General features: G+C 57.8%; 13 protein-coding genes and 4 pseudogenes. 11 read left to right on the top strand and 6 right to left on the bottom strand.

The features are described from left to right. Positions 1 to 40: 40 nt before the first annotated feature. Positions 41 to 283, top strand: a complete 243-nt coding sequence (locus tag ACP2YP_RS34285; protein WP_426426367.1) for a hypothetical protein — start codon at positions 41 to 43, stop codon at positions 281 to 283. Between the two features lie 867 nt (positions 284 to 1,150). Next, positions 1,151 to 1,834 (top strand): IS4 family transposase, encoded by a 684-nt coding sequence (locus tag ACP2YP_RS34280; protein ID WP_426420675.1) that lies wholly within the window; start codon positions 1,151 to 1,153, stop codon positions 1,832 to 1,834. 628 nt (positions 1,835 to 2,462) lie between these two features. On the opposite strand, the gene ACP2YP_RS34275 is transcribed toward ACP2YP_RS34280, so the two are convergent. After that, positions 2,463 to 4,172 carry an MFS transporter gene (locus ACP2YP_RS34275; protein ID WP_426420673.1) on the bottom strand — a complete coding sequence of 570 codons (1,710 nt, stop codon included), beginning with the start codon at positions 4,170 to 4,172 and terminating at the stop codon, positions 2,463 to 2,465. 551 nt (positions 4,173 to 4,723) lie between these two features. After that, positions 4,724 to 5,200 carry an Lrp/AsnC family transcriptional regulator gene (locus tag ACP2YP_RS34270; RefSeq protein WP_426426366.1) on the bottom strand — a complete coding sequence of 159 codons (477 nt, stop codon included), beginning with the start codon at positions 5,198 to 5,200 and terminating at the stop codon, positions 4,724 to 4,726. Between the two features lie 153 nt (positions 5,201 to 5,353). On the opposite strand from ACP2YP_RS34270, the gene ACP2YP_RS34265 reads away from it, so the two are divergent. After that, entirely contained in the window at positions 5,354 to 6,868 is a 1,515-nt protein-coding gene (locus tag ACP2YP_RS34265; protein ID WP_426426365.1) for an NAD-dependent succinate-semialdehyde dehydrogenase, read from the top strand. A gap of 9 nt (positions 6,869 to 6,877) precedes the next feature. Further along, on the top strand, positions 6,878 to 8,278 hold the full coding sequence (locus ACP2YP_RS34260; RefSeq protein WP_426420671.1) for an aminotransferase: 1,401 nt from the start codon (positions 6,878 to 6,880) through the stop codon (positions 8,276 to 8,278). 1,086 nt (positions 8,279 to 9,364) lie between these two features. On the opposite strand, the gene ACP2YP_RS34255 is transcribed toward ACP2YP_RS34260, so the two are convergent. Together ACP2YP_RS34255 and ACP2YP_RS34250 are read right to left on the bottom strand one after the other, a co-directional pair. Next, positions 9,365 to 9,841, bottom strand: a complete 477-nt coding sequence (locus ACP2YP_RS34255) for an Lrp/AsnC family transcriptional regulator (RefSeq protein ID WP_426426364.1) — start codon at positions 9,839 to 9,841, stop codon at positions 9,365 to 9,367. A 696-nt stretch (positions 9,842 to 10,537) separates the two neighbouring features. Then, positions 10,538 to 10,783, bottom strand: a pseudogene (locus ACP2YP_RS34250) (transposase); the annotation flags it as partial. A 301-nt stretch (positions 10,784 to 11,084) separates the two neighbouring features. On the opposite strand from ACP2YP_RS34250, the gene ACP2YP_RS34245 reads away from it, so the two are divergent. From ACP2YP_RS34245 to ACP2YP_RS34235, 3 genes are all read left to right on the top strand, one after another. After that, positions 11,085 to 12,272 carry a pyridoxal-phosphate-dependent aminotransferase family protein gene (locus ACP2YP_RS34245; RefSeq protein ID WP_426420669.1) on the top strand — a complete coding sequence of 396 codons (1,188 nt, stop codon included), beginning with the start codon at positions 11,085 to 11,087 and terminating at the stop codon, positions 12,270 to 12,272. Positions 12,273 to 12,717: 445 nt separating this feature from the next. Continuing rightward, the gene (locus ACP2YP_RS34240; RefSeq protein WP_426420667.1) at positions 12,718 to 12,891 is read left to right on the top strand and encodes a hypothetical protein; all 174 of its coding nucleotides are present in this window, start codon (positions 12,718 to 12,720) and stop codon (positions 12,889 to 12,891) included. Between the two features lie 1,775 nt (positions 12,892 to 14,666). Further along, the gene (locus ACP2YP_RS34235) at positions 14,667 to 15,968 is read left to right on the top strand and encodes an NAD(P)/FAD-dependent oxidoreductase (protein ID WP_426420665.1); all 1,302 of its coding nucleotides are present in this window, start codon (positions 14,667 to 14,669) and stop codon (positions 15,966 to 15,968) included. On the opposite strand, the gene ACP2YP_RS34230 is transcribed toward ACP2YP_RS34235, so the two are convergent. Further along, positions 15,965 to 16,333 (bottom strand): hypothetical protein, encoded by a 369-nt coding sequence (locus ACP2YP_RS34230; RefSeq protein ID WP_426426479.1) that lies wholly within the window; start codon positions 16,331 to 16,333, stop codon positions 15,965 to 15,967. The genes ACP2YP_RS34235 and ACP2YP_RS34230 overlap by 4 nt on opposite strands. Between ACP2YP_RS34230 and ACP2YP_RS34225 the strand changes: the two are divergent. The 3 genes and pseudogenes from ACP2YP_RS34225 to ACP2YP_RS34215 all read left to right on the top strand — a co-directional run. Then, positions 16,272 to 16,421 (top strand): annotated as a pseudogene (locus ACP2YP_RS34225) (oligopeptide/dipeptide ABC transporter ATP-binding protein); the annotation flags it as partial. The gene ACP2YP_RS34230 and the pseudogene ACP2YP_RS34225 overlap by 62 nt on opposite strands. Further along, positions 16,418 to 17,485 (top strand): ABC transporter ATP-binding protein, encoded by a 1,068-nt coding sequence (locus ACP2YP_RS34220; protein WP_426420663.1) that lies wholly within the window; start codon positions 16,418 to 16,420, stop codon positions 17,483 to 17,485. The pseudogene ACP2YP_RS34225 and the gene ACP2YP_RS34220, both read left to right, overlap by 4 nt. 11 nt (positions 17,486 to 17,496) lie before the next feature. Then, positions 17,497 to 18,888 carry a CapA family protein gene (locus ACP2YP_RS34215; protein ID WP_426420661.1) on the top strand — a complete coding sequence of 464 codons (1,392 nt, stop codon included), beginning with the start codon at positions 17,497 to 17,499 and terminating at the stop codon, positions 18,886 to 18,888. 453 nt (positions 18,889 to 19,341) lie between these two features. Here the strand turns inward: ACP2YP_RS34215 and ACP2YP_RS34210 are convergent. After that, a pseudogene (locus tag ACP2YP_RS34210) lies at positions 19,342 to 20,130 on the bottom strand (IS110 family transposase); the annotation flags it as partial. Positions 20,131 to 20,260: 130 nt separating this feature from the next. On the opposite strand from ACP2YP_RS34210, the pseudogene ACP2YP_RS34205 reads away from it, so the two are divergent. Further along, positions 20,261 to 20,846 (top strand): annotated as a pseudogene (locus ACP2YP_RS34205) (IS701 family transposase); the annotation flags it as partial. Between the last annotated feature and the right edge of the window lie 50 nt (positions 20,847 to 20,896).

Below are 20,896 nucleotides of genomic sequence, written 5' to 3'. Positions count from 1 at the left end.
TGGGCGTCTCGAGCTCGATACGAACCCGGTCGAGAACGCCATCCGGCCAGTCTGCCTGACCAGAAAAAATGCTCTCTTCGCCCGACATGAGGTCGGGGCTGCAAATTGGGCCTTGGTTGCGTCGCTCGTCGCCACCTGCAAGCTCAACGACGTCAACCCGGCCGCCCTACATCGCCGAAACACTCGAGGCCATTATCGACGCCATCCCCATAGCAGAATCGAAGACCTCATGCCGTGGCGATTCCGCAAAGCGTCAAGCCTGTGTCTATACGGTGGCGGCTAACTTCCAATTGCCCACAATTTTCGGTTGATTGAGACGACGCGTCCGAGGAGAAAACTTGAATCGGCAGAATCTGTTGTGATTCGTTGTCGAGCACCTGATTCGAAATTTGATGGTGCTCGGTGGATTTGGTACTGAAGTATCCTGCGAAAGCGCGTGCTCAACGATTGACGACCGGGTGCCGAGACGTGGGTTGATCGGGAAGTTGCGGGATGCGAGTTTAAGGATGAGCGGCTCGGCCGCCGATTTTGCAAAATTGCTCGGGCAGATCGGGAGCGACATGGGTCAGAGCATCCCGCTGGTTTGTCAGGACTGGGCGAACACGAAGGCCGCGTATCGCTTCTTCTCCAACGAACGGGTCAACGAGGCGGATAATCTTGGCGGCCACTTTGAGGCGACGCACGGGCGCGCGACGACAACGGAGGGACCGATCCTTGTCCTCCATGACACGACGGAATTCAGCTTCAAGCGCGAGAAGCCGGATCTGATTGGCTTTACAGGTAAGACGGCAGGCCGCACGCAGTGTGGCATCCTGATGCATTCGAGCCTCGCCGTGACGACCGAGGGGCTTCCGCTCGGACTGGCGGCAATCAAGTTCTGGACACGCAAGAAGTTCAAGAGGACAACGGCGCTGAAGCGAAAGATCAATCCGACACGGGTTCCGATCGAGCAGAAGGAGAGCATTCGCTGGCTGGAGAATTTACGGCAATCGACAGACCCTCTCGCTGCCCCCGGACGATGCGTTCATATTGGTGATCGCGAGAGCGACATCTATGAGTTGTTTTGCCTGGCCGACGAGGCTGGAACGCACTTTCTGGAACCTGTGTTGATCGGCTTGCCGGGGACGGCAATCATACAATTGCCGACGAAATGGACGAGGTTGTGGTCAAAGGCTTACACCGGATCAAGGTCAAGGACGACAAAGGCGATCCGGATGAAGCGCTCCTCAAAATTCGTTTCCGCAAGCTTCGAGTTCTGCCGCCGATCGGCAAGCAGAAGAAATATCCCGCACTCACTCTGACCGTAATCCACGCTCAAGAGCGGGGAAGGCCGAAGCGACGAAAGAGGATCGAGTGGAAGCTCCTCATCGATCTCCCGGTCCAATCGCGAAAGGACGCCATCGAGAAGATCGAATGGTACGCGTTGAGGTGGAAGATCGAAGTCTTCCATAAGATCCTCAAATCGGGCTGCAAGGCGGAGGATTCGAAATTGCGAACCGCTGAGCGTCTGGTCAATCTGATCGCGGTCTTCTGCATTGTGAGCTGGCGCGTCTTCTGGATGACGATGCTCAATCGTTCCTCGCCGAATGCGTTACCGCAAACAGCGCTGACAGATCCCGAAATCAGACTTCTTGATCATTTGGTGAAAGGCCGGAGCGGCGATCGCTCTCGACGAAGCACACTCTCGCACTATGTCATCAAGATCGCGCGGCTCGGAGGATACTTGGCTCGAGCCAACGATCCGCCACCAAGAAATACCGTGATCTGGCGCGGACTATCGCAACTGACCGACATCGAACTGGGAGCCGCTATCGAGGCAAAAATTTATGGGTAATTAAAGGGCGGCTAAGCGCTTACAGAAATCCGTCACATCGCTATCAAGCTCGCTCAACGGCGCATCTCGATCGACCGCGTTCTCGCATGGTCGCTCTGCAGGGCGAGCTCACCAAGCCGGCGCTCGCCGCGCTCCGCGCTCACCTCAGATGAAAATGCCACTGTAATGCTAGAAAGGCGGCTTCCAACGCCGCTCGAGTTCGCCAGTGACAAACCGGTTGTCAGGATCGGCGCGATTGAACTGGCGTTGGGCAAGAGTTGCTTGGTAGCCAAGCCGCTCAATCTCCTGTGCCTCAGACTTCTCGCCGGGCTCTCGGATTCGAGATGGGCCTTGCGCGCCTTGGACATGGCATCGGTCTCGCCAACGCCGCCACCGCTTCCAGGAACCCCGCTGCAACCTGTGCGTCGATCGGTGCAGCACGCAGGTTTTGACATTCCGGCGTGCCATGCCGAATTTTGAGATGATTGCAGACTTACAGACCACCGCCCTTGTAACGCACAGCCATCTTGTGTCCGCATTCGCCGCAATAGGTGATACCGTGGAACAGGGTTGCCCCATCACCCGGCCCGAGCAGCAGACTTGCCCTTGAACAAGGGGCCATCGAGCTTGGGGCATTCTAACCGATCTGTTAGTTCTTCGTGGACGACTGCTCTCGCCTTGCGCCTCGTTTCCAATCAACAGGAAGGACTTCGTTCGCGGCGCGGTCGGGCACGTCAATCTTCCAACGCACCGATCCGAAAGGGCGCTGCAGCATGCGGCGGACACGGATCGGCTCCGGTCCAATGTGGAAAGTCGCCGCTTGCCGGTCCAGGGCGCGCTCCGGCTGGGTCGAGCGGTTGCGTTGGCGCAAATAATCGAGCCAAGTCGGGCAGTGATAACGCTCGGTCCACAGTTCGGGATTGGCAATATCGCGCGCGATCGACCAGCCATAAGCCCCGTTGCGCTGGCGCGCCAACTGCACGTCCTGCATGACGGTATGAAATGCACGCGCGTTCTCCTGCGCTACGCGATATTCGACCTCTACCACCAGGGGGCCGCTGCGCGCCGTCAGCGCGAGCCGGACTTCGGGATCATCGAGCATCTCGGCCTCTTCACCGCGCGCGCCGATCCGTGGCATGCGTAGCCAAAGTCCGATGAGCGGTGAGGCCAGCATTAGGGTTGCTGAGACGAGAAGCGCCGCCTCAACCCCGGCGGCATCAGTCAGATGGCCCCAGCCCCAGCTGCCGATAGCAATCCCGCCCGAACTTGCTGCCTGATAGGCCGCGAGCGAGCGTCCCGCAACCCAGCGTGGCGTCGATAGCTGCACACCGATGTTGAAAAGCGCCCACGCCATCATCCATGCGGCCCCCGCGAGAACCAGCGCGGCGGCCGTCAACACTGGCTCGCGGCTCAGCCCCACGGCTACGATCGCGCCGCCCATCGATAGTGCGCAGGCGCGGATCGCGGCCTCTGCGCTCATGCGCTTGCGTATCTCTGATATGTTAAGCGCACCAATCACTGCACCGAGACCAAAGGCTCCTAGCATGATCCCATAGGTCTGGGCCCCCCCATGCAGGAGGTCGCGCGTCACCAATGGCATCAGCGCAATGATCGCCCCGCCGATGAGGCCGGTCACCATGGAGCGGATCAACACGATCTTGATTGCTGGCGAATTGGTGATGTAGCGCACGCCCGACACGATGGCTCGGCTGAGCCTTTCAGGCGGCAGACGTGACGGTTCCGCAGCCCGCTTCCAGAGAAACAGCGCGACGATCAGCGGCAGATATGATAGCGCGTTCGCTGCAAATCCGGCCGCCGGGCCAGCGCTTGCCACGACCACGCCGCCAATGGCCGGACCCACGCTCCGCGCGACGTTGTAGCTGATGCCGTTCAGCGCGACTGCCGCTGGCAGCGTTTCCTCGGGCACCTGCTCGCTGACCGAGGATTGCCACGCCGGTCCCATCAGCGCTACCCCGCTACCGGCCACAAAGCAGAGCGCCAGCAAGAGATTGGGCGTGACGAGGTTAAGCCAGGTGAGCGTCATTAGCACGGTCGCACCGGCGAAGGCGATGCCGAGTGACACCAGCGACACCATGCGACGGTCATGCATGTCCGCAATGGCGCCCGCGGGCATCGAAATCAGCATTACCGGCAGCATAAGCGCGGTCTGGACCAGCGCGACTTTGTCGGCTGAAGATGTCATCTGAGTCATCGCCCAGGCCGCGCCGACCCCCTGGATCAGGCTGCCGAGATTCGAGAGTAGGCTCGCGAGCCAGATGCGCCGGAAGGTGGTGTGCCGCAGAGGCGCGGTAATGCCGTCGACGCTGAACGCTTGAGGCTTGGGCACCTCGGTTATCATCTCCGCTCCAAATTGTCCTGAGGCTCGGATCTGGACCAGATCAGTAATTGCCCTCGAACGCTGACGGCTGATAAAGCGAGAGCTCTCATAGGCGCGTCCAGCGTTCGCCGTTCATACGCGAAAGCGTCATGAGGCCCGTTGCCTCCTGACGCATCCCTCGTAACGGGCCCTCTCCACCACCAGCGCGAGATTTCGCCTCTCCGTCTTCGGTAAAAGCTCAAGCACCCCACGCGTCGCTTCGTCGGTTTCGTCGACATAGGGGCGCTACGGTACGGATGGGAAGAGATCGGGCCCCGGTTCTGGGCAGGGATTACGGCGCTCATTTCTGGCAGTTCTGTTTTGCCGCGGTCTCGATGGTGCCGCTCGCGTAACCGACGAACACAAGGACGCCTGAGATTCCGAACTCTGCAAAAACCGTCCCCGGCTCAAGTGCTGGCTGCGGTAAAGTTAGACGAGCGACTGTGCGGGTTTTTTGCTTTCTATGCGACGGGGCGATGAAAAATGGCGCAATTGCCTGGATCTGAGGGGCAAGACACCGATATCGATGTTGGTCAATCCTCGGGCGGAATGTCGATTGGAACCGCAAAACCAGCCTTTACGCGATCCATTATAACCATCGTTTTAAAGCCCTTAATGTCCGAGTTTTCATAAAAGAATCGTCGGGTAAACTGCTCATAGTCTTCCATCGTGCATGCCGAAATGTATAGGACAAAATCAGCGTCGCCAGTAACGTAAAATCCATTGACGACCTCGGCTGACGATTTGATCGCCTTCTTGAACTTGTCGATTATATCGGAACGCTCTCTCTCTAGAGTAACAAGCACTAGCATTTGAATAGGTCGGCCCACCGCCTTCGCAGAAACGATCGAAACATCGGCCTCGATGATACCTTCCGAGCGGAGCCTTTTCAGTCGTCGTTGACACGCCGTAGCAGAGAGTCCGGCCATTTCGCCAATTACCTCTGAAGTCAAACGGTTGTTCTTTTGCACGATTTCGAGAATGCGGGCGTCTATTCGATCGTATTTCATATCGGCTCCAGCCATCAGGTGAACTTCATCGCAACATGCCTCTATCGCGCAGAAAAGATTCGAGCGAGCGGGGAAATGCGACGCAAATATCTTTGCGGCTACCAGTATCGTGATGCTCTCGCAATTTCAACATCTGGTCGAATGGGGCGTTCTATGGGCTTTCAAACTATTCGGCGGGACGGTTCGCAATTCTTCGGTCTTGCTATCGGGCACCTGCAGAACTTGCTTCGTCGCGATTTTGTTGCGGGGAGCGCGCTCATCGATGGTCGCTGGATTGCGGGCGAGCAAAGAGACGTTGTGGTCGATCCGGCCACTGGGGAAGAGATCGCGAATGTTGCTCGTTGCGATGCTGGGCACATGAACATGGCAATCGCGGCAGCTGAACGAGCCTTTGTCGAATGGCGAAAGCTCTTACCAGCGAAGCGCTGTGCGATACTTAGATCTTGGGCATCATTGATGCTCGATCATTCGGAAGAGCTTGCTATTCTGGTCACGAGCGAGCAGGGCAAGCCACTCCCCGAGGCCCGCGACGAAATTGCGTACGGTGCGGGATTTCTCGAATGGTTTGCTGCAGAGGGGGAGCGCGCATACGGGGAGACAATTCCTAGCCACAAACCAGGAAGTCTGCTGCATGTCCGAATGCAGCCGGTCGGTGTCGCGGCAGCGATCACGCCATGGAATTTTCCTGTCGCCATGATTGCGCGAAAGGCTGCGGCCGCCCTTGCGGCCGGCTGTCCGATCATTGTCAAGCCTGCCCCCGAAACCCCGCTCTGTGCCCTTGCTCTAGCTCGGTTGGGCGAAGAGGCTGGTATCCCGCGCGGCGTGTTTCAGGTGCTCGTGGGCGATCCGATCGAACTTTCAGCCCCTCTATTGCGCGACACTAGAGTGCGCGCTCTTTCGTTCACGGGTTCTACGCAAATTGGCCGATTGCTTCTGAGGGAGACAGCCGCGACGGTAAAGAAAGTGTCGCTTGAGTTGGGAGGACATGCTCCCTTTTTGATTTTTGAGGATGTCGACCTTGCCAAGGCTGTCAAAGGTGCGGTGGCCGCGAAATTTGCTACTTCGGGTCAGGACTGTCTGGCGGCCAACCGCATCTTCGTACAAAGGAGCATCTATAGTGCCTTCGTCGATGCGTTTGGTGCGGCGATAGCGCAGCTCAAAGTCGGTCACGGTCTGGAGCCTGCGACAAACATCGGGCCGATGACTAAGTTATCGGTGGCCAACAAGTGTAGGATGCATATTGATGACGCGATCGCAAAGGGGGCGCGAGTTATTTGCCAAGATCGAGGTGCTGGCCTAAGTCAGAACTTTGTTCTTCCTGCGCTGCTTAGTGACGTCACGGAAGATATGTTAGTTGCTCGTGAGGAAACATTTGGGCCGGTGGCTGCTGTGCTGCCCTTCGATTCCGAAGAAGAAGTTGTCGCCAGAGCCAATGCCAGCGAGATGGGACTTGCTGCATATGTCTACACGGACAGCTTACGACGAGCGCTCCGAGTCTCGGAGCAACTCGAGTACGGCATGGTTGGGGTCAATACCGCTTCATTTACAGGCCCCCCTATTCCGTTCGGGGGTTGGAAGCAATCTGGGCTCGGTCGCGAAGGGTCCAAGCGCGGCCTCGAGGAATATATGGAATTGAAATACGTCTGCATTGGCGATTTGGTAGTTTAGGAGATCTATATGACTGACGTCAAAACGATCGGCAAGAAAGACCGCGCCACTGTTCTGCATCCCTTCACTCAGCTCAAGGAGTTCGCCACAGGTAAAATTGGGGATCCCACGATCATCGTCGGCGGCAAGGGTATCCGCATTGAAGACGCGCAGGGACATAGTTACATCGACGGCTTTGCCGGGCTCTATTGTGTAAACATTGGCTATGGTCGCACCGAAGTGGCTGAGGCCATCGCGCGGCAGGCTTACAAATTGGCATACTACCATACGTATGCTGCCCACACGAGTGAAGAGCTGGCGATTCTCTCTGATCGCCTCGTGCGAATGGCGCCCGGCAGGCCAAGCAAGGTATTTTTTGGGATGTCCGGCTCAGACGCGAACGAGACACAAGCCAAGCTCGTCTGGTATTATAACAATCTACGTGGTCACCCGAAGAAGAAGAAGATCATCTCGCGAGACCGCGGCTATCACGGCTGCTCAATAATTTCCGGTTCGATGACAGGGATGTCTTTCTATCACGAACACATGGATCTGCCCTTTCCCGGCATTTTGCACACGGGCGCACCACATTATTATTGGGGTGCTGAGGTTGGCGAGACTGAGGAGTCGTTTTCCAGCCGGCGTGCGGCCGAACTTGAGGCGCTGATCGTGCGAGAGGGGCCGGAGACAATCGGAGCGTTTATTGCAGAGCCGGTGCTAGGCACGGGCGGGATCACACCACCTCCGACCGGCTATTGGCGTGAGATCCAGGCGGTACTCCGGCGGTACGACGTGCTTCTGATCGTAGACGAGGTGATTTGCGGTTTCGGTCGAACCGGCGCTGACTTCGGTAGCACCCTATACGGGATTGAGCCGGATCTGGTCACCGTTGCTAAAGGTTTGACGTCCGGCTATGTGCCGATGTCAGGAGCCATTGTCGGCGAGAAAGTTTATGCTGTAATGGAGGAAGCGGCGGATCGAGTCGGCGCATTCTCGCATGGATATACCTATTCCGGGCATCCGATTGCGGCTGCCGCGGCCAACGCAGTCCTCGATATCGTTGAGAAGGAGCGATTAAGCGATCGTGCGCGGATCGTGGGCTCGTATTTTCACAAGCTGCTCAAAGAGCGCTTTGCGCAGCTGGAAATCGTTGGAGAAGTACGAGGCGTGGGTTTGCTCGGTGCCATTGAGTTCGTTGCCGATCGGCAGACGAAACGCCGATTTGATCCGCAGCTTAAGGTAGGAGCTCGCGTGTCGAAAGCTGCTCGTGATCGAGGGCTGATCGTGCGAGCAATGCCGCACGGCGACATCCTTGGCTTTGCTCCCCCCCTTGTTGTATCTGAAAATGAGATCGACGAGATCGTTGATCTGGCCTATCGAGCGACTAGACAAGTAATGGACGACCTCGCGATAGAGTCAGCAATTGCTTGAGTGTGAGTCTAGCGCGCCGCTCGGTAGACCCGAACTTCTTCGATCTGGAGGTGTTGCCTTTCGAACCGGGGCGCCTGCACCTCGCATCTGTGCCTCTCTGAAGCATACCGTGCTATACTTGAGGCCATCCAGACCGCAATCTCATTTGAGCCCTTGTCCCACAGCAGCGAGAACGAGGTGCGATGCTCGAGTCTAGCCGGTTTCAAAGGTTGTTTCGAGGTCGGGCCCGCGCGCCGCGTAACCGGACTCGACAAACTGCCGCCGGCCGAACTAGCGCGGTTGACTGTCTAGTCGCCCGATTCGGTCAGATTTGAAGAATATCAGTGCTGAGTTTGACGCAGCTCTAGACGTTGTGAAGTGACAGTCGGCCTTGGTGTGATTGGCATTTCGCTCCTGCTCCCAGGCAGCAAGTTCGTCGATGAGGGCTTGCTTGTCGGGGATGCGGCGATCCAGGCACTAAGACGCCCGGCACCAGAAGGGCGAATGGCGCAACGTCGAAGACATCATTGCTCCAGATTTGCTCACGACCCGTTCTAACGGGTGAATCCACCCCTCTTCAAGTCAGATTTTAAGGAGCCGCTGCGAGGCGACTGCTATGTCCGACCGTTCCATGATCTTCACCTTGTCTTGCCCGGATCGAAAGGCATCGTATCCGCAGTCTTCAATCTGTTGTTCGAAGCTGGTTGCAGCATCCTCGATGCTCAGCAGTTCGATGACAGCGAAACTGGTCGCTTCTCTATGCGTGCGTCTTCAATGTATCGCTCCGGCGAACGACGCCTTGTGCAGTTTGACGGAGGGTGAAGACATAGGCGTATGACTGAGAAATCAAAGAATTCGCTTTTGCGCTGCCGGCCTGCAACTTCAGCTTCGCCGGGACGATTGTGGGCTAGACCGAATCTGCAACCGCCAGTTCGAAAGGAGAGTCGCGAGGTAGAGTTCAATTTTGTGTTGCGAAGACAGAAATGTGCAGCAGCTCGGTCACTAGGAACTGCTGCTTGCAAAAGACGACAGTCTGATCGGGCAATGCCTCAACTCTTCCGAGCGATCCAAGGGCCAAACAGAATCAGGCGGGGCCCGGCAAGCACATCAACTCTCCGCCGGAGGTTCAATCGGAACGGCGAAGCCTGTTTTGACGCGGTCGATTATGACCATTGTCTTGAAGCTTTTAATTTCCAGATTCTCATAAAAAAATCGCCGGGTGAATTGCTCATACTCCTCCATGCTACGCGCAGTAATGTAGAGGACGAAGTCAGCGTCGCCGGTGATATAAAACCCATTGACGACTTCAGCCGAGGACCTGATAGCCTTCTTGAACCTGTCGATTATATCTGAACGCTCCCGCTCCAGACTAACTAGCACAAGCATTTGGATGGGGTTCCCTACAGCCTTCGGCGAAACGATCGAGACGTCGGCCTCGATGATGCCTTCCGAACGGAGCCTCTTCAGTCGCCGTTGACAGGCGGTGGCCGAGAGGCCGACCATCTCGCCAAGGACGTCCGAAGTAAGACGATTGTTCTTCTGGACGATCTCGAGGATGCGAGCGTCTATTCGATCATATTGCATAATCGGCGCTAGCCTTGAGGTGAATTTCGCCGCAAAAAGCCTAAGTGATGCAGAAAATAATCCAATCGGCCGGAAAGTGCGACGCAAATAAGCTTTCGATAGCATTATACGAAGGCAATTTTCAACGGACAGCGTGGTTTCCAAAGGGTGGTTTCCAGTCCAATCAGGCACTTACCATCTGAAGAAGCATGGGAGGTTGCGGTGCAGCGTGGCAATCGCCAGCGACAAAATCACCGCGGGAAAGGCATCGAGACAGCCCGCCGTTGCTGGTGAAGGCGTAACAACCTCAACGACGCCTAGGCATTCGGAACAACGTACCCACACCTCACCTCTAGCTAGCCGACGGGAAGGGGCTTGCGACGGAGGGCGAGGGACTTCGCGCCTCGGCCTGGGGTTCGACTCGACCCGGCTGCTCCGTGACGTAACTCAAGCCAGCAGTGGTCGGTTAATAGAGGCGGCTGCATACCGGCTCCCGTATGACCAACTGACACGGAAGCTCGAAGGCCGCAGGGATCGTGTCCCGATATAACTGGCGGTGGAACACCGCGTTCGCCGGCACGGGCCGGATCGTTGGCGATTGCCGGGAAGCTGACGGTAGGATCATGCTCAACGGGGCGATGGATTCAAGTGTCATGTAGTAGGTGCGCTGGACGGCCCAACGAGGATCACCGCGACCGACACGATGCGGCCATTCTAGCGCACCTTCAGCTAGTGGCATCGATCTTACAAATACGGCCAAGCCCTCGATCGTCCGGTCCGGAACGCCTTCACGCGGTCGTCGATGCCCATCGCCTGCACCAGATCGTCCACCGAGCGGATCGAGACGCCCTGCACGTCGACCTCCTGCACACGGCCGTGAGCGGCCTTCTCGGCCATTCGGCGCGGCTCCCAAGGCGGAAAGTACGAGCCTTTGCGTACCCTGGGGATGCGCAGAGCGATTGACGTCAAGTCTTGGTTGATAGTCGCCCAAGGTATCTTCTCGTCTTCCCGGACTGGCTTGGTCGCGTTCGATATTCCCATAACGATGCGAGAGCTAATTCTTGCTGGTTCACGGGACGCGGGCTGAGCTCCGAGAGATGGGGATATCAATCTTGTCGGCGTCCTCCGATCTGGAAATTTTGGGTAAGAGTATCAAAATTTGCAAAATTTCTACGCCATTTGGCGTCATCTTCGTCAATTTGCAGAAAAACAAACTGCTCTCTCGATTACAATGGCTTACTCAAGTAGGGAGATTACAAACCCCATGACCGTTCGCGCCGGCCGAGAGTTTCTGGCCACTCCTGGGCCTACCACCATGCCCGACGAAGTCCTACGCGCCATGCATAGGCCCGCTCTCGACATTTATTCAGAGCAGATGGTCAACTTGACCGACGGTCTGTTGTGCGACTTGTCAAAACTCTTCGCGACTAAGAGCAGGCCCTATATCTATATTGCGAACGGCCATGGCGCCTGGGAAGCAGTGCTGTCGAACGTGCTGTCGCGCGGCGACAAGGTGCTGGTGCTGGAAAGCGGGCTATTCGCGCGCGCATGGGGCAATGCCGCGAGCGCCATGGGCGCCGAAGTCGAGGTGCTCAAGGGCGATTCGCGGCGCGCGGTACAGCCCGAGGAAGTCGAGACGCGACTGCGCGCCGACACGCCCCATACCATCAAGGCCATCCTAGTCGCACAGGTCGACACTGCCTCCGGCGTGGTCAACGACATCGAGGCAATCGGGAAAGCGGTTCGTGCAGCCGGCCACCCCGCACTATACATGGTGGACACCGTGGCCTCGCTCGGCTGCATGCCGTTCGAGATGGACAGGTGGGGTGTTGATGTCGCCATGTCCGGCTCGCAGAAGGGCATGATGACGCCGCCAGGCCTCAGCTTCGTCGCCGCCAACGAGCGCGCTCGAGCCGCGCACAGAAGCGCCGGCATGCGCACGCCCTATTGGGATTGGACCGAGCGCGACGGTGCCGAGCACTACCACCGCTATGCCGGCACTGCCCCAGTGCATCTATTGTTCGCGCTGCGCCAGGCCATCGATACGCTTTTCGAGGAGGGCCTTACGAACGCGTTCCGTCGACATCAACTGCTCGCGGAAGCTGTGCGACGAGCGGTTACGACCTGGGGTGAGGGTGGCGTCCTGGGCTTAAACATCGCGGAGCCCTGTCAGCGCTCTAATACAGTTACCGCCGTGCTGGTGGGTAGCGGGTATGACCCGGCAAAGCTCCAGCAGTACTGCAACGAAAAATGCGGGTTAGTGCTCGGCATCGGCATCGGCGACCTGCAGGGCCTTTCATTCCGCATTGCTCATATGGGGCACGTCAACGCACCGATGATTTTAGGCACCCTTGGCGTGATCGAAGTGGCGCTCAATGCGCTGCGGATTCCGCACGGCAAAGGGGGCACCGAAGCCGCGATCACGTATCTCGGCGGAGCAGTCAGCGCCTAATCTTATGACTTTGGCCTCGTTTCGCCCAGGTGACCTTTCTAGGTTCAGCCGAAGCCGAGGCGATGGCCGGCCTTCAAAGGGACGATCGGGGTTTGACCGAACGGGACGCTCGTCGAACGTGTAGCGTCAGCCGACAAACTGTCCTTCCGGTGGTCACCTCTATGCAAATGGCGAGAGAACAATTTGGCAACTTTTACCGCATTGTGGTATTCGGCAATCGAGTTCCCAGATGCACCAAGAAGTCCTCGAATGAGGCCAGCAAGTTCGCCGAAAATATTTGCGGTGAGCCAAAGTAGTCGATTTCCCTCTCGCCACGGTATCACCGTCGCATCTAGATGGCGTGGCCGAAGCGCGCGTGATGAGGAAACCTAGCTCTAGCTTATGGGTAGAGGCAACAACGGCTTTTCGTTGGATACAGAGTGCGACGCCATGATCGAGCCACGCCATGCATCGCGAGCCCGAGCTCTCTAACGCGGAATGGAAAACGCAACAGCGGATCCGCTGCGCGCTGCAAAAGTTCGGCCTCGACGGCGCCAAGATCTTCCATAAGACCGGTCTGTATGTCGACATAGAAGGCCAAAGTCTCCGGACCGAAGCGCTCGATTGGGGTGCGCAGTGACATCCATACGCGCCATCCAGGAAGCCGTGAGGATCTGCCCTATTGCTCCAGGTCAACGGCGTCATGCATGCTTGCGGTCACCACATGCATGGCTCGATCGCGTTGGGAACCGCACTCGTTCCGTCGGTACGCGTCTCCTTTCACCTGGAGGCCGAGCCGGTTGATGAACGCACGGTACAACAGGACTGCTGAATGGCTTCGACGCTACCATCGGGAGCGATGCGACAACCGCCTCTGCTGTCTTCGTCAATGAGGTGCAGAAGGTGGTCTCGCGCGAGATGCCGGCCGATGACGGCGCCGCCGTCACGATCGGCACCATCCATGGCGACGCGGCGGCCAATATCATCTACCGGTCGGTTGTATGAGGAAACGATCGACCCGCGGCTCCGAGCCCTCGGGCAGTGCTGCCCGAACACGTGCGCGATGCGGCTAAAGGTATCGCCGCGATGCACCCTAGCAAAGTCGCCTTTCTCCTCCGCACAGCGAGCCTCTCAACGAACATGAGAGCTGCCAGACAGCGGCAAACCAGTCCTTTGCTGTCCTGGAGGGAAGTGGTCGGAGCGTTCTTATCCGACCGGTTCGGTAGCACGAAGCACAATCGGCGGCCCGGCCCTGCAACTAGGTCGCGCGCTCATATCGCCTTTCGTGTCTTATCCAGAGGCCAAGGTTTGCGTTAGTTCCTCGCCAGTCATCCGCAGAATCTCAGCAACCAAATGCCAAAAATCAAGGAACTTCAGCTCGGTGGTCCAGTAATGTCGGTTTGTGGCGCACTGATTGGTCGTCTAACCGATATCGCCGCCGCAGGAGCGCTGCGGCGATGCCACGTGGAGCGTTGCCTGGCATCCGCCGCGGCCGAAAAACGACATCTCTTCTCGCCTCAGTTCGTCAACGTGGTGACGTGAATTGGTGTGGCTCGGCCAAGTCGTGAGAGGAGGCCGTTTGAGGCTGATTGCAACGCTACGTTCAATGTATGATCCTGCCAGGACTCGCGTCGGAGCTCGCGCGATCGGCGGCGAGATTATCCGCGCTGCCTGCTCATCGGCTGGACATGACAGCTCCAAGGCTTGTTTTCGCAGGCCCGCGGCAAAGTGCTTTATTTTTCAGACCCCAGTAGCAGGACGCGCTGATCTTCTTGCGGAAAGTCAGAGACTATGAATGACTACTCGCGGATAGAGGGCGCGCGTTTCCGGGATGCAGCGCAGAACGGCTCAGCCGCATTCTAGAGCACGACATTCAAACAGCTGGTCAAGAGCGCTGAAGTCAAATTCCGAGTGGCCGAAAAGGCAAGGGGTTCGCAACGCCTAAAGGCGAGTGACCTCGTGCTCAACTGCGCTTGAGGAGGAAACACAGCCAAATGTAGCCGTTCGTACCGACCTGTTGCCCGTTAGGAAACCGCGGGAAATCGAGGTTCGGTTCGTCATCAGGATCAAGAATCAAACGGCTGCAAGTTTTGCCTTCGCTGGCGCAGCAGCCTTGATCGTTTCACAAGCTTAGATCTCCTTTCGTGCCGCTAGAAGCAGAGGTCGACCTTCGCAAAGAAAAAGCATGATCTTCCTCCCAATCGCGCCGGAACGCGCAGAATTTCAGCAACGAACGCATCAATATCAGAGAACTTCGGCTCAAGGGCCTAGTAATATCCCTGTGATGGAAGTTTACGGCCCAAGTATTTGATGGTCTCAAGCGCGTCCTGATCGGTCCCTGCTGGCGGGCTAGGCCGGCCCATTTGTGGAAGCGTAAAACATAGCGATAACAAATCTCTCGGAGGAAGCAGAACGATGAATTCCAAAACGTTCCCTCGTTACGGGGCAGGATCGGGATGGAATGCCCTGCTGCCGCGGCGAGCGCCCCACGAACAACTCCCAAAGGAGAGGAGGTATGACGCGATTGTCGTCGGGGCGGGGTACACGGGGCTAGCCGTCGCTCGTCGTTTCGCGGAGCTGATGCCCGCACAGCAAATACTTGTTATCGAAGCGTCGGAGATCGGAGAAGGTTCATCGGCGCGCAACTCGGGCTTCTTGTCGCCATCGATCATTGAACCGCGTCCAAACGCATACGGTTCGGCAGAAGATGATGCACTTCGTAAGATGCGGATCGTGCTCGCCGGACTTGACTGGCTGCGGACGGTGGTAAAGGAGCACAAGATCAATTGCGATTGGGACGAAAAATCTCCGCGCATAACTGCGGCCGCCACTCTCCGAGGAGAGCGGGTGCTTCGGAGCTACCGAGTATCGTTGGAGAAACGGAATCTGAAAGCGATAGAACATGAGGCCGAAGGCCTCAAGGGCCTTATTGGTACAGGCTATTATCGATATGGCTGCGAAACGCTAACGCGCGCTTTTATACAGCCGGCGGCGCTCATCCGAGGTCTCGCTGACACGCTTCCCTCCAATGTCACTGTGCTTGAACGTGCGGCGGTGGAGGCGGTGGACGGAGCGGGGCCTTTCAAGGTCCGGACGCGCCGAGGTGATTTTGTCGCAGACAAAGTGTTCATCGCGAACAATGCACATGCGAGGGCGTTGGGCTTTCTGACCGACCGAATGATCATTGTCTATACCTATGGAGCGCTAACCCGCGAATTGGACAATCATGAACTTAACCGCTTAGGCAGCTTGCCGGCCTGGGGAGTGCTTCCTGCGAGTCGAATGGGAACCACTATGAGAAAGGTTCAGCGGCGCTTTCTCATACGCAGCAGCTATTCATATGAGAAAGAGAAAAACCTCGATACGGTACGCACTGTTTTGACTGGGTTGTTTCAACGCCGATACCCAGCAATGCGCTCTTATGACTTGGAGCACGTGTGGGGCGGAGTCACGGCTATCACCGTTAACGGAGGAATGTACTTCGGCGAGCTGAGGCCGGGGCTTTACGCGTCGGTGGCGTGTCAAGGAGCTGGGGTCTTGAGAGGGAGCATTCACGGAAAGCTTCTGGCGGAGATGGCCTGCGGCTGCCAATCCCCGCTTCTGACAGATCGACTAAAGCTAAGCGGCCCCGACTGGATTCCGCCCGAGCCATTTCGTGGAATCGGCGCCCTGGCCAAGATGGGTCTGGAGCATTGGCGTGCCGGGCGCGAGTGCTAAACCTGACAGTTGCTGTTCTTTGAGCGCGTGTTTCCATCAATGGTGATCATAGGAAGCTCTTGGATAGCAAGCTCCCAGAACGGCTGGCCGTTTACGAAAGTCTCAATCCAATGTTCCTTAACACTCAGAACCACCTGGCCCTGGGTGTAGGGATGCGTCGGCCGCGCGAACAGATCAAATGCGGTGGCTTGCTCGACAATTCTGCCGCCGTCGCCGCTCTCGCTTTTCTGTCCCAGTATCTGTCGTCGGCTATTTTCTGAACGATTTTTAGCTAGCCAAGAGGGTGACCGCTCTGTCAATTCAAGCCTGCGCGCACCCATTGTCGGTTGCAGCTTCGCGCCTCGATGCCCGTTCGCGACAGACATTTGTCGCGAGCAGACGCCCACCATGCGCGATGTCGGGCCGGGTCACGCCGCGGCTTGCTGGCACTCCGAAGAGGTAATGAACGCATGAGCGGTCCTCTGCTGAAAGTGGAGAATCTGACCAAGCACTACCGCCTCGGTATGGGAGTCCTGAAGAAGACCGGCCCGGTTGTGCGCGCAGTGGAAGACGTATCTTTCTCCGTCGATGCCAGCGAAACACTCGGCATCGTCGGCGAATCCGGCTGCGGCAAGTCCACCGTCGCTCGCCTCTTGATGCGGATCGTAGAGCCGACGGGCGGGCGCGTGATGCTCGACGGGACCGATATTACGGGTCTTGGGACGCACGCGCTTCGCGCGTGGCGCCGTCGGATGCAGATGGTGTTTCAGGATCCTTACTCGTCGCTCAATCCGCGTCTCACGGTCGAACAGATCATCACCGAACCTGTCGAGAATTTTGAGCGCTTCAGCCGGAATCAGCGCCACGCGCTTGCCGCGGACCTCCTGCGAAAAGTCGGAATGTCACCCGAAATGATGCGCAGGGTTCCATCCGAGCTGTCGGGCGGCCAGCGGCAGCGGCTCGGCATCGCGCGAGCGCTCTCCCTGCAGCCATCGCTCATCATCGCCGACGAGGCAGTCTCAGCACTTGATGTCTCCGTGCGTGCCCAGATCTTGAATCTGCTTCTGGACCTGCAGCAGCAGATAGGCATTGCCTACGTCTTCATCTCGCATGACCTTAGCGTGGTCGAGCATATCGCCCATCGCGTTGCAGTCATGTATTTGGGGCGGATCGTGGAGCTTGCCCCGTGCGAGGCGCTGTTTAGCAAGCCGACCCACCCCTATACCGAAGCGCTGATCGCGGCAGCTCCGGTGCCGGATCCCACGCGGGTTCGGCTCAAGGTGCCCGTGGAGGGCGAGGTGCCAAGCCCGATCAATCCGCCGAGCGGATGCGCGTTCCACCCGCGCTGCCCGCTTGCGGTAGAGCATTGCCGCATCAAAGTGCCACCCTTGGTGCCAATGGCTGACGGGCGTCTCGTCGCCTGTCATGTGCGCGCTCCCGCCATCGACATTCCGGTCCAGCCAGCTACCGAAACCAACTCCTCGACAATTCCTCGGCCGGAGCCGCGGGCCCTTTCACCCGATCAGCACCATGTATAACGGAGAAATCTATGGAAAAACATTCAAAGGAGGGCGGGGCTTGTCCGGCCCAGCAAGGGGATGGCTATGATCTGGCCGGCTCGATCGCAACAAGCGTTGCAGACGGCTTCACGATGGTAGCAGTCGGCGATCTCATCGTCTCGCGGCCACTGACGAAGTACCAGGGCTCTGACTTCGACGCGGTGGTCAAGATCCTTCGTGATGCCGATGTCACGTTCGGCAACCTGGAAACTAACATCTTCGATGCTCGCTCGTTCAAGGGAAGTCCCCAGGCGGAGTACGGCGGAGCCTACCACGTCAGCCTCCCAACGACCGGGCCTGATTTGAAGGCGATGGGTTTCAACGTGATGAGTTACGCCAACAACCATTCGCTTGACTGGGGTCTGGAAGGCATGCGCGAGACGTGCCGAGTGCTCGATCAGAACGGTGTCATCCACGCAGGCGTGGGTGAGAATCTCGCACAAGCTGGCGCCGCTCGCTTTCTTGAGACCGCCCGCGGTCGCGTGGGGCTGTTGTCATTTGCTGCATCGTTCACGCCCATGTCTCGTGCGGGAGATCCCGCCGGTGAGGCGCCAGGCAGAGCAGGTGTCAATCCCCTTAGGCTGGCGCGGAGCGTCTTGGTTCCCCCCGAGATGCTGGATGAGCTAAGACGAGTACGTGACGTATTGCCCGGCTACAAGGCTGGTCGTGGTGATCCAAACCGCGTCGTCATTGCCGGAGTGACATTCAAGACAGGAAACGTGGCCGCTTACAGTTATGAACCCGAGTCGCGCGACGTAGATAATATTTTACGAAACCTTCGCAGGGGCAAGCAGTTCTCGGATTTCTGCATCGTCACCAACCACGGTCACGAGCCGGGAAACTGGAGCCAGGAGCCGCCGGATTACGAAAGAGAATTCGCGCATAGACTCATCGATGCCGGTGCCGACGCATATATCGTGCATGGACCGCATCAATTGCGAGGCATCGAGATCTACAAGGGCCGCCCGATCTTTTATAGTCTCGGGAATTTCATCTTTGACGACCTCCGAACCCCCGTAGGTGCTGAGATGTTTGCCGCTTACGAGAGGGACCCACGAGTCGATACCGATGCCGAGGTGACGGCCGGCGAGATGAGTAGGGGGTATGAAACGAATCCGGCATTTTCAGATCCAGTTTTTTATGAGAGCCTTGTGACCGTCAGCCGATTTGAACAGAACCGGCTCTCTGAATTGCGGCTCTATCCGGTCGAGCTTGGTCACTCGAAAAGACTTGCCGATCGAGGCGTCCCGCGTCTCGCCCAACCGCCGCAGGGAAGAGCCATTCTCGAGCGTATGCAGAAGCTCTCCAAGCCATTTGACACCGAGATCGCCATCGCAGATGGCGTGGGAGTTATCAGACTGCGGCCAACCTCGCTGCCATGATCCGACATGCAATTAATCCAGCGGTTTGAATAATAGGCTAGATCTCCATCGTGCTCGGACGCCAAAGTTTCACTGAGCGATGGTTGCTCAAGTGGATAGGGGCACTGTTGCACTGTCGTTCTCGCTCAGGCGGCGGCGCCAGGAGCGGGCGTATGGCGTCAATCGGCGCCTTTAATTGCGGTTGTCGTCAAGCTTTCCTTTTGAACTCACCAACGACACGACGATAGCGCTCGTGCCGTCGGAGCTGGTTAGGGTTACGGAGACGGTGCGAGCGCGTCAGGCGCTGGATCGGCCCATGATTGAGCTGTTGAATGCCATCGCCGGGGTCATGATCCTTGTGCGGACGGTTAGGTCCGTGATGAGCTTCCACTCAATAGGTTTACGGCCTTTTGGCGTACGGCGCTCGGTCGCATGGATTATTGTCAGGTCGAGGGCTGGATAATGTTTCTGTTAGCGCGATATCTTGCGATTGATGTCCGTTTCGCCAGATTGGTTGCGCCGAGGTGTAAGACCGAGATAGGCACCCACAATCGGATGCCGATCGGAAGCGCGACGGGTCATCGAGTATGGCGGAACGTTAACGCTGTCACCACGCCGACACCAGGAACGGTCATATCAGCGACGTGTTATCTCATCTGACCTCCCAAGCTGTCGCACTTCATCGTCGAACTTGCCTTGCTGCTTGCAGATATTTTGATGAACGGACAGGATCGGCTCGATAACTCCGAGGAGCTGGTGACCTTCGCCCAACAGTTCCCGGGCCAAGTTACGGAACTGCAGGCCCATAGCGCGCGGAAACAGCAACCTGTATTCTTTGATCAGGCTGCGGACGTGGTTCTCGATATCACGACGGACGGCTACGAGACGGGATCTCGCGACGAGTAGTGCGCGGATCTTCAGACTTTCCTCGCTCTTGGCTTTGACTTCTCGATGCTAGCCGACCCGCACCCGTTCGGCTAGGCCTCGCGCGCCATTCTGATCGCTCTTGTTTATGCGCACCGATAAAGCTGCGTAAGCATACCAAGGATCGATGCAGACCACTGGAAGGTCGACCCTGCGGAGCACATGCCATAGCCAGCTCGCCATCGCTCCGGTCTCAAAGCCGATGTGCGCCGCATGCGGTGCTCGCGTGCGAAGCAGCGCAGTGAGCGCTCCCGGATCGGACTTGGCCTTTCCCTCGAACAAGACCTCATCCACTTCATTGAGCGCGCACTCAGAAGCCTCCTTTTGCGAGACGTCCAGCCCAACGTATTGCTTCGTATCCCCTCCGACTCAGATGAGTGCGTGAGGGCGCGATGATAACCGATGTTTCTTTCGTGCCACGAACGCCGACTGCAATTACGTCATCGTGTTCATGCAGGCCGAATGACACTTTCCGACTAAATCCAAGATCGCGCGTCGAATGATCGCTGGCGCGATCGCCGCGAAAGGACCGTTCTCGTTCGTGGCGGACAGCGTTATGGTACCGGTGAGATCGAAACCGTGCCGCGCAAGGCTGGCAAAGGCCGTATCCTCGGTGTTGCTTCCTGTGTTACACCTCTGGGGCAAGCAGCAGCCTGTCGCCGATCCCGCTTCTGCCATGGGTTGGGCCGATCTCGAACTGGTCGATCTCGACACCAGCGGATACAACGAGGACCTTGCCGGGGAATGGACGCGGGGCCTTCTGGTCCGCCGCAACATTACCGACTGCGCCCTGGCCCTTTTTCTCCACATGTAGCCAAGGGGCTCGTCCATCCACAAGCTGGTGTCAGTGGAAGGCCATTACGGGGGCCATCGAGGGCAGCTTCGAAACCGCTAAGAATGGGCTCGGCCTTGATCACAACGAAACTCGGTCCTGGCATGGCTGGCATCGCCATGTCTCATTCGTCATGCTTGCCTTTTCGATGATGGCCGCCATCCGCGATCAGGCCAACGCTGAGCCAGCACTCAAAAAAGCGACGCCGGCGCACCGTTTCTGATCCGCTGGTCGATCCAGGAAATCCGTCGCATCGCTATCAAGCTCGCTCAA

Origin of the sequence: Bradyrhizobium genosp. A (genome assembly GCF_049949275.1) — a bacterium.
GTDB lineage: Bacteria > Pseudomonadota > Alphaproteobacteria > Rhizobiales > Xanthobacteraceae > Bradyrhizobium.
The sequence above is the reverse complement of the archived record's forward strand: the minus strand, read 5'-3'. Positions and strand labels throughout refer to the sequence as shown.

Bases quoted from the DNA above. Each gene is read 5' to 3' on its own strand.
- ACP2YP_RS34280 (WP_426420675.1), top strand. From the start codon at position 1,151: ATGGACGAGGTTGTGGTCAAAGGCTTACACCGGATCAAGGTCAAGGAC.
- ACP2YP_RS34275 (WP_426420673.1), bottom strand. From the start codon at position 4,172: ATGATAACCGAGGTGCCCAAGCCTCAAGCGTTCAGCGTCGACGGCATT.
- ACP2YP_RS34270 (WP_426426366.1), bottom strand. From the start codon at position 5,200: ATGAAATACGATCGAATAGACGCCCGCATTCTCGAAATCGTGCAAAAG.
- ACP2YP_RS34265 (WP_426426365.1), top strand. From the start codon at position 5,354: ATGGGCTTTCAAACTATTCGGCGGGACGGTTCGCAATTCTTCGGTCTT.
- ACP2YP_RS34260 (WP_426420671.1), top strand. From the start codon at position 6,878: ATGACTGACGTCAAAACGATCGGCAAGAAAGACCGCGCCACTGTTCTG.
- ACP2YP_RS34255 (WP_426426364.1), bottom strand. From the start codon at position 9,841: ATGCAATATGATCGAATAGACGCTCGCATCCTCGAGATCGTCCAGAAG.
- ACP2YP_RS34245 (WP_426420669.1), top strand. From the start codon at position 11,085: ATGACCGTTCGCGCCGGCCGAGAGTTTCTGGCCACTCCTGGGCCTACC.
- ACP2YP_RS34240 (WP_426420667.1), top strand. From the start codon at position 12,718: ATGCATCGCGAGCCCGAGCTCTCTAACGCGGAATGGAAAACGCAACAG.
- ACP2YP_RS34235 (WP_426420665.1), top strand. From the start codon at position 14,667: ATGAATTCCAAAACGTTCCCTCGTTACGGGGCAGGATCGGGATGGAAT.
- ACP2YP_RS34230 (WP_426426479.1), bottom strand. From the start codon at position 16,333: ATGTCTGTCGCGAACGGGCATCGAGGCGCGAAGCTGCAACCGACAATG.
- ACP2YP_RS34220 (WP_426420663.1), top strand. From the start codon at position 16,418: ATGAGCGGTCCTCTGCTGAAAGTGGAGAATCTGACCAAGCACTACCGC.
- ACP2YP_RS34215 (WP_426420661.1), top strand. From the start codon at position 17,497: ATGGAAAAACATTCAAAGGAGGGCGGGGCTTGTCCGGCCCAGCAAGGG.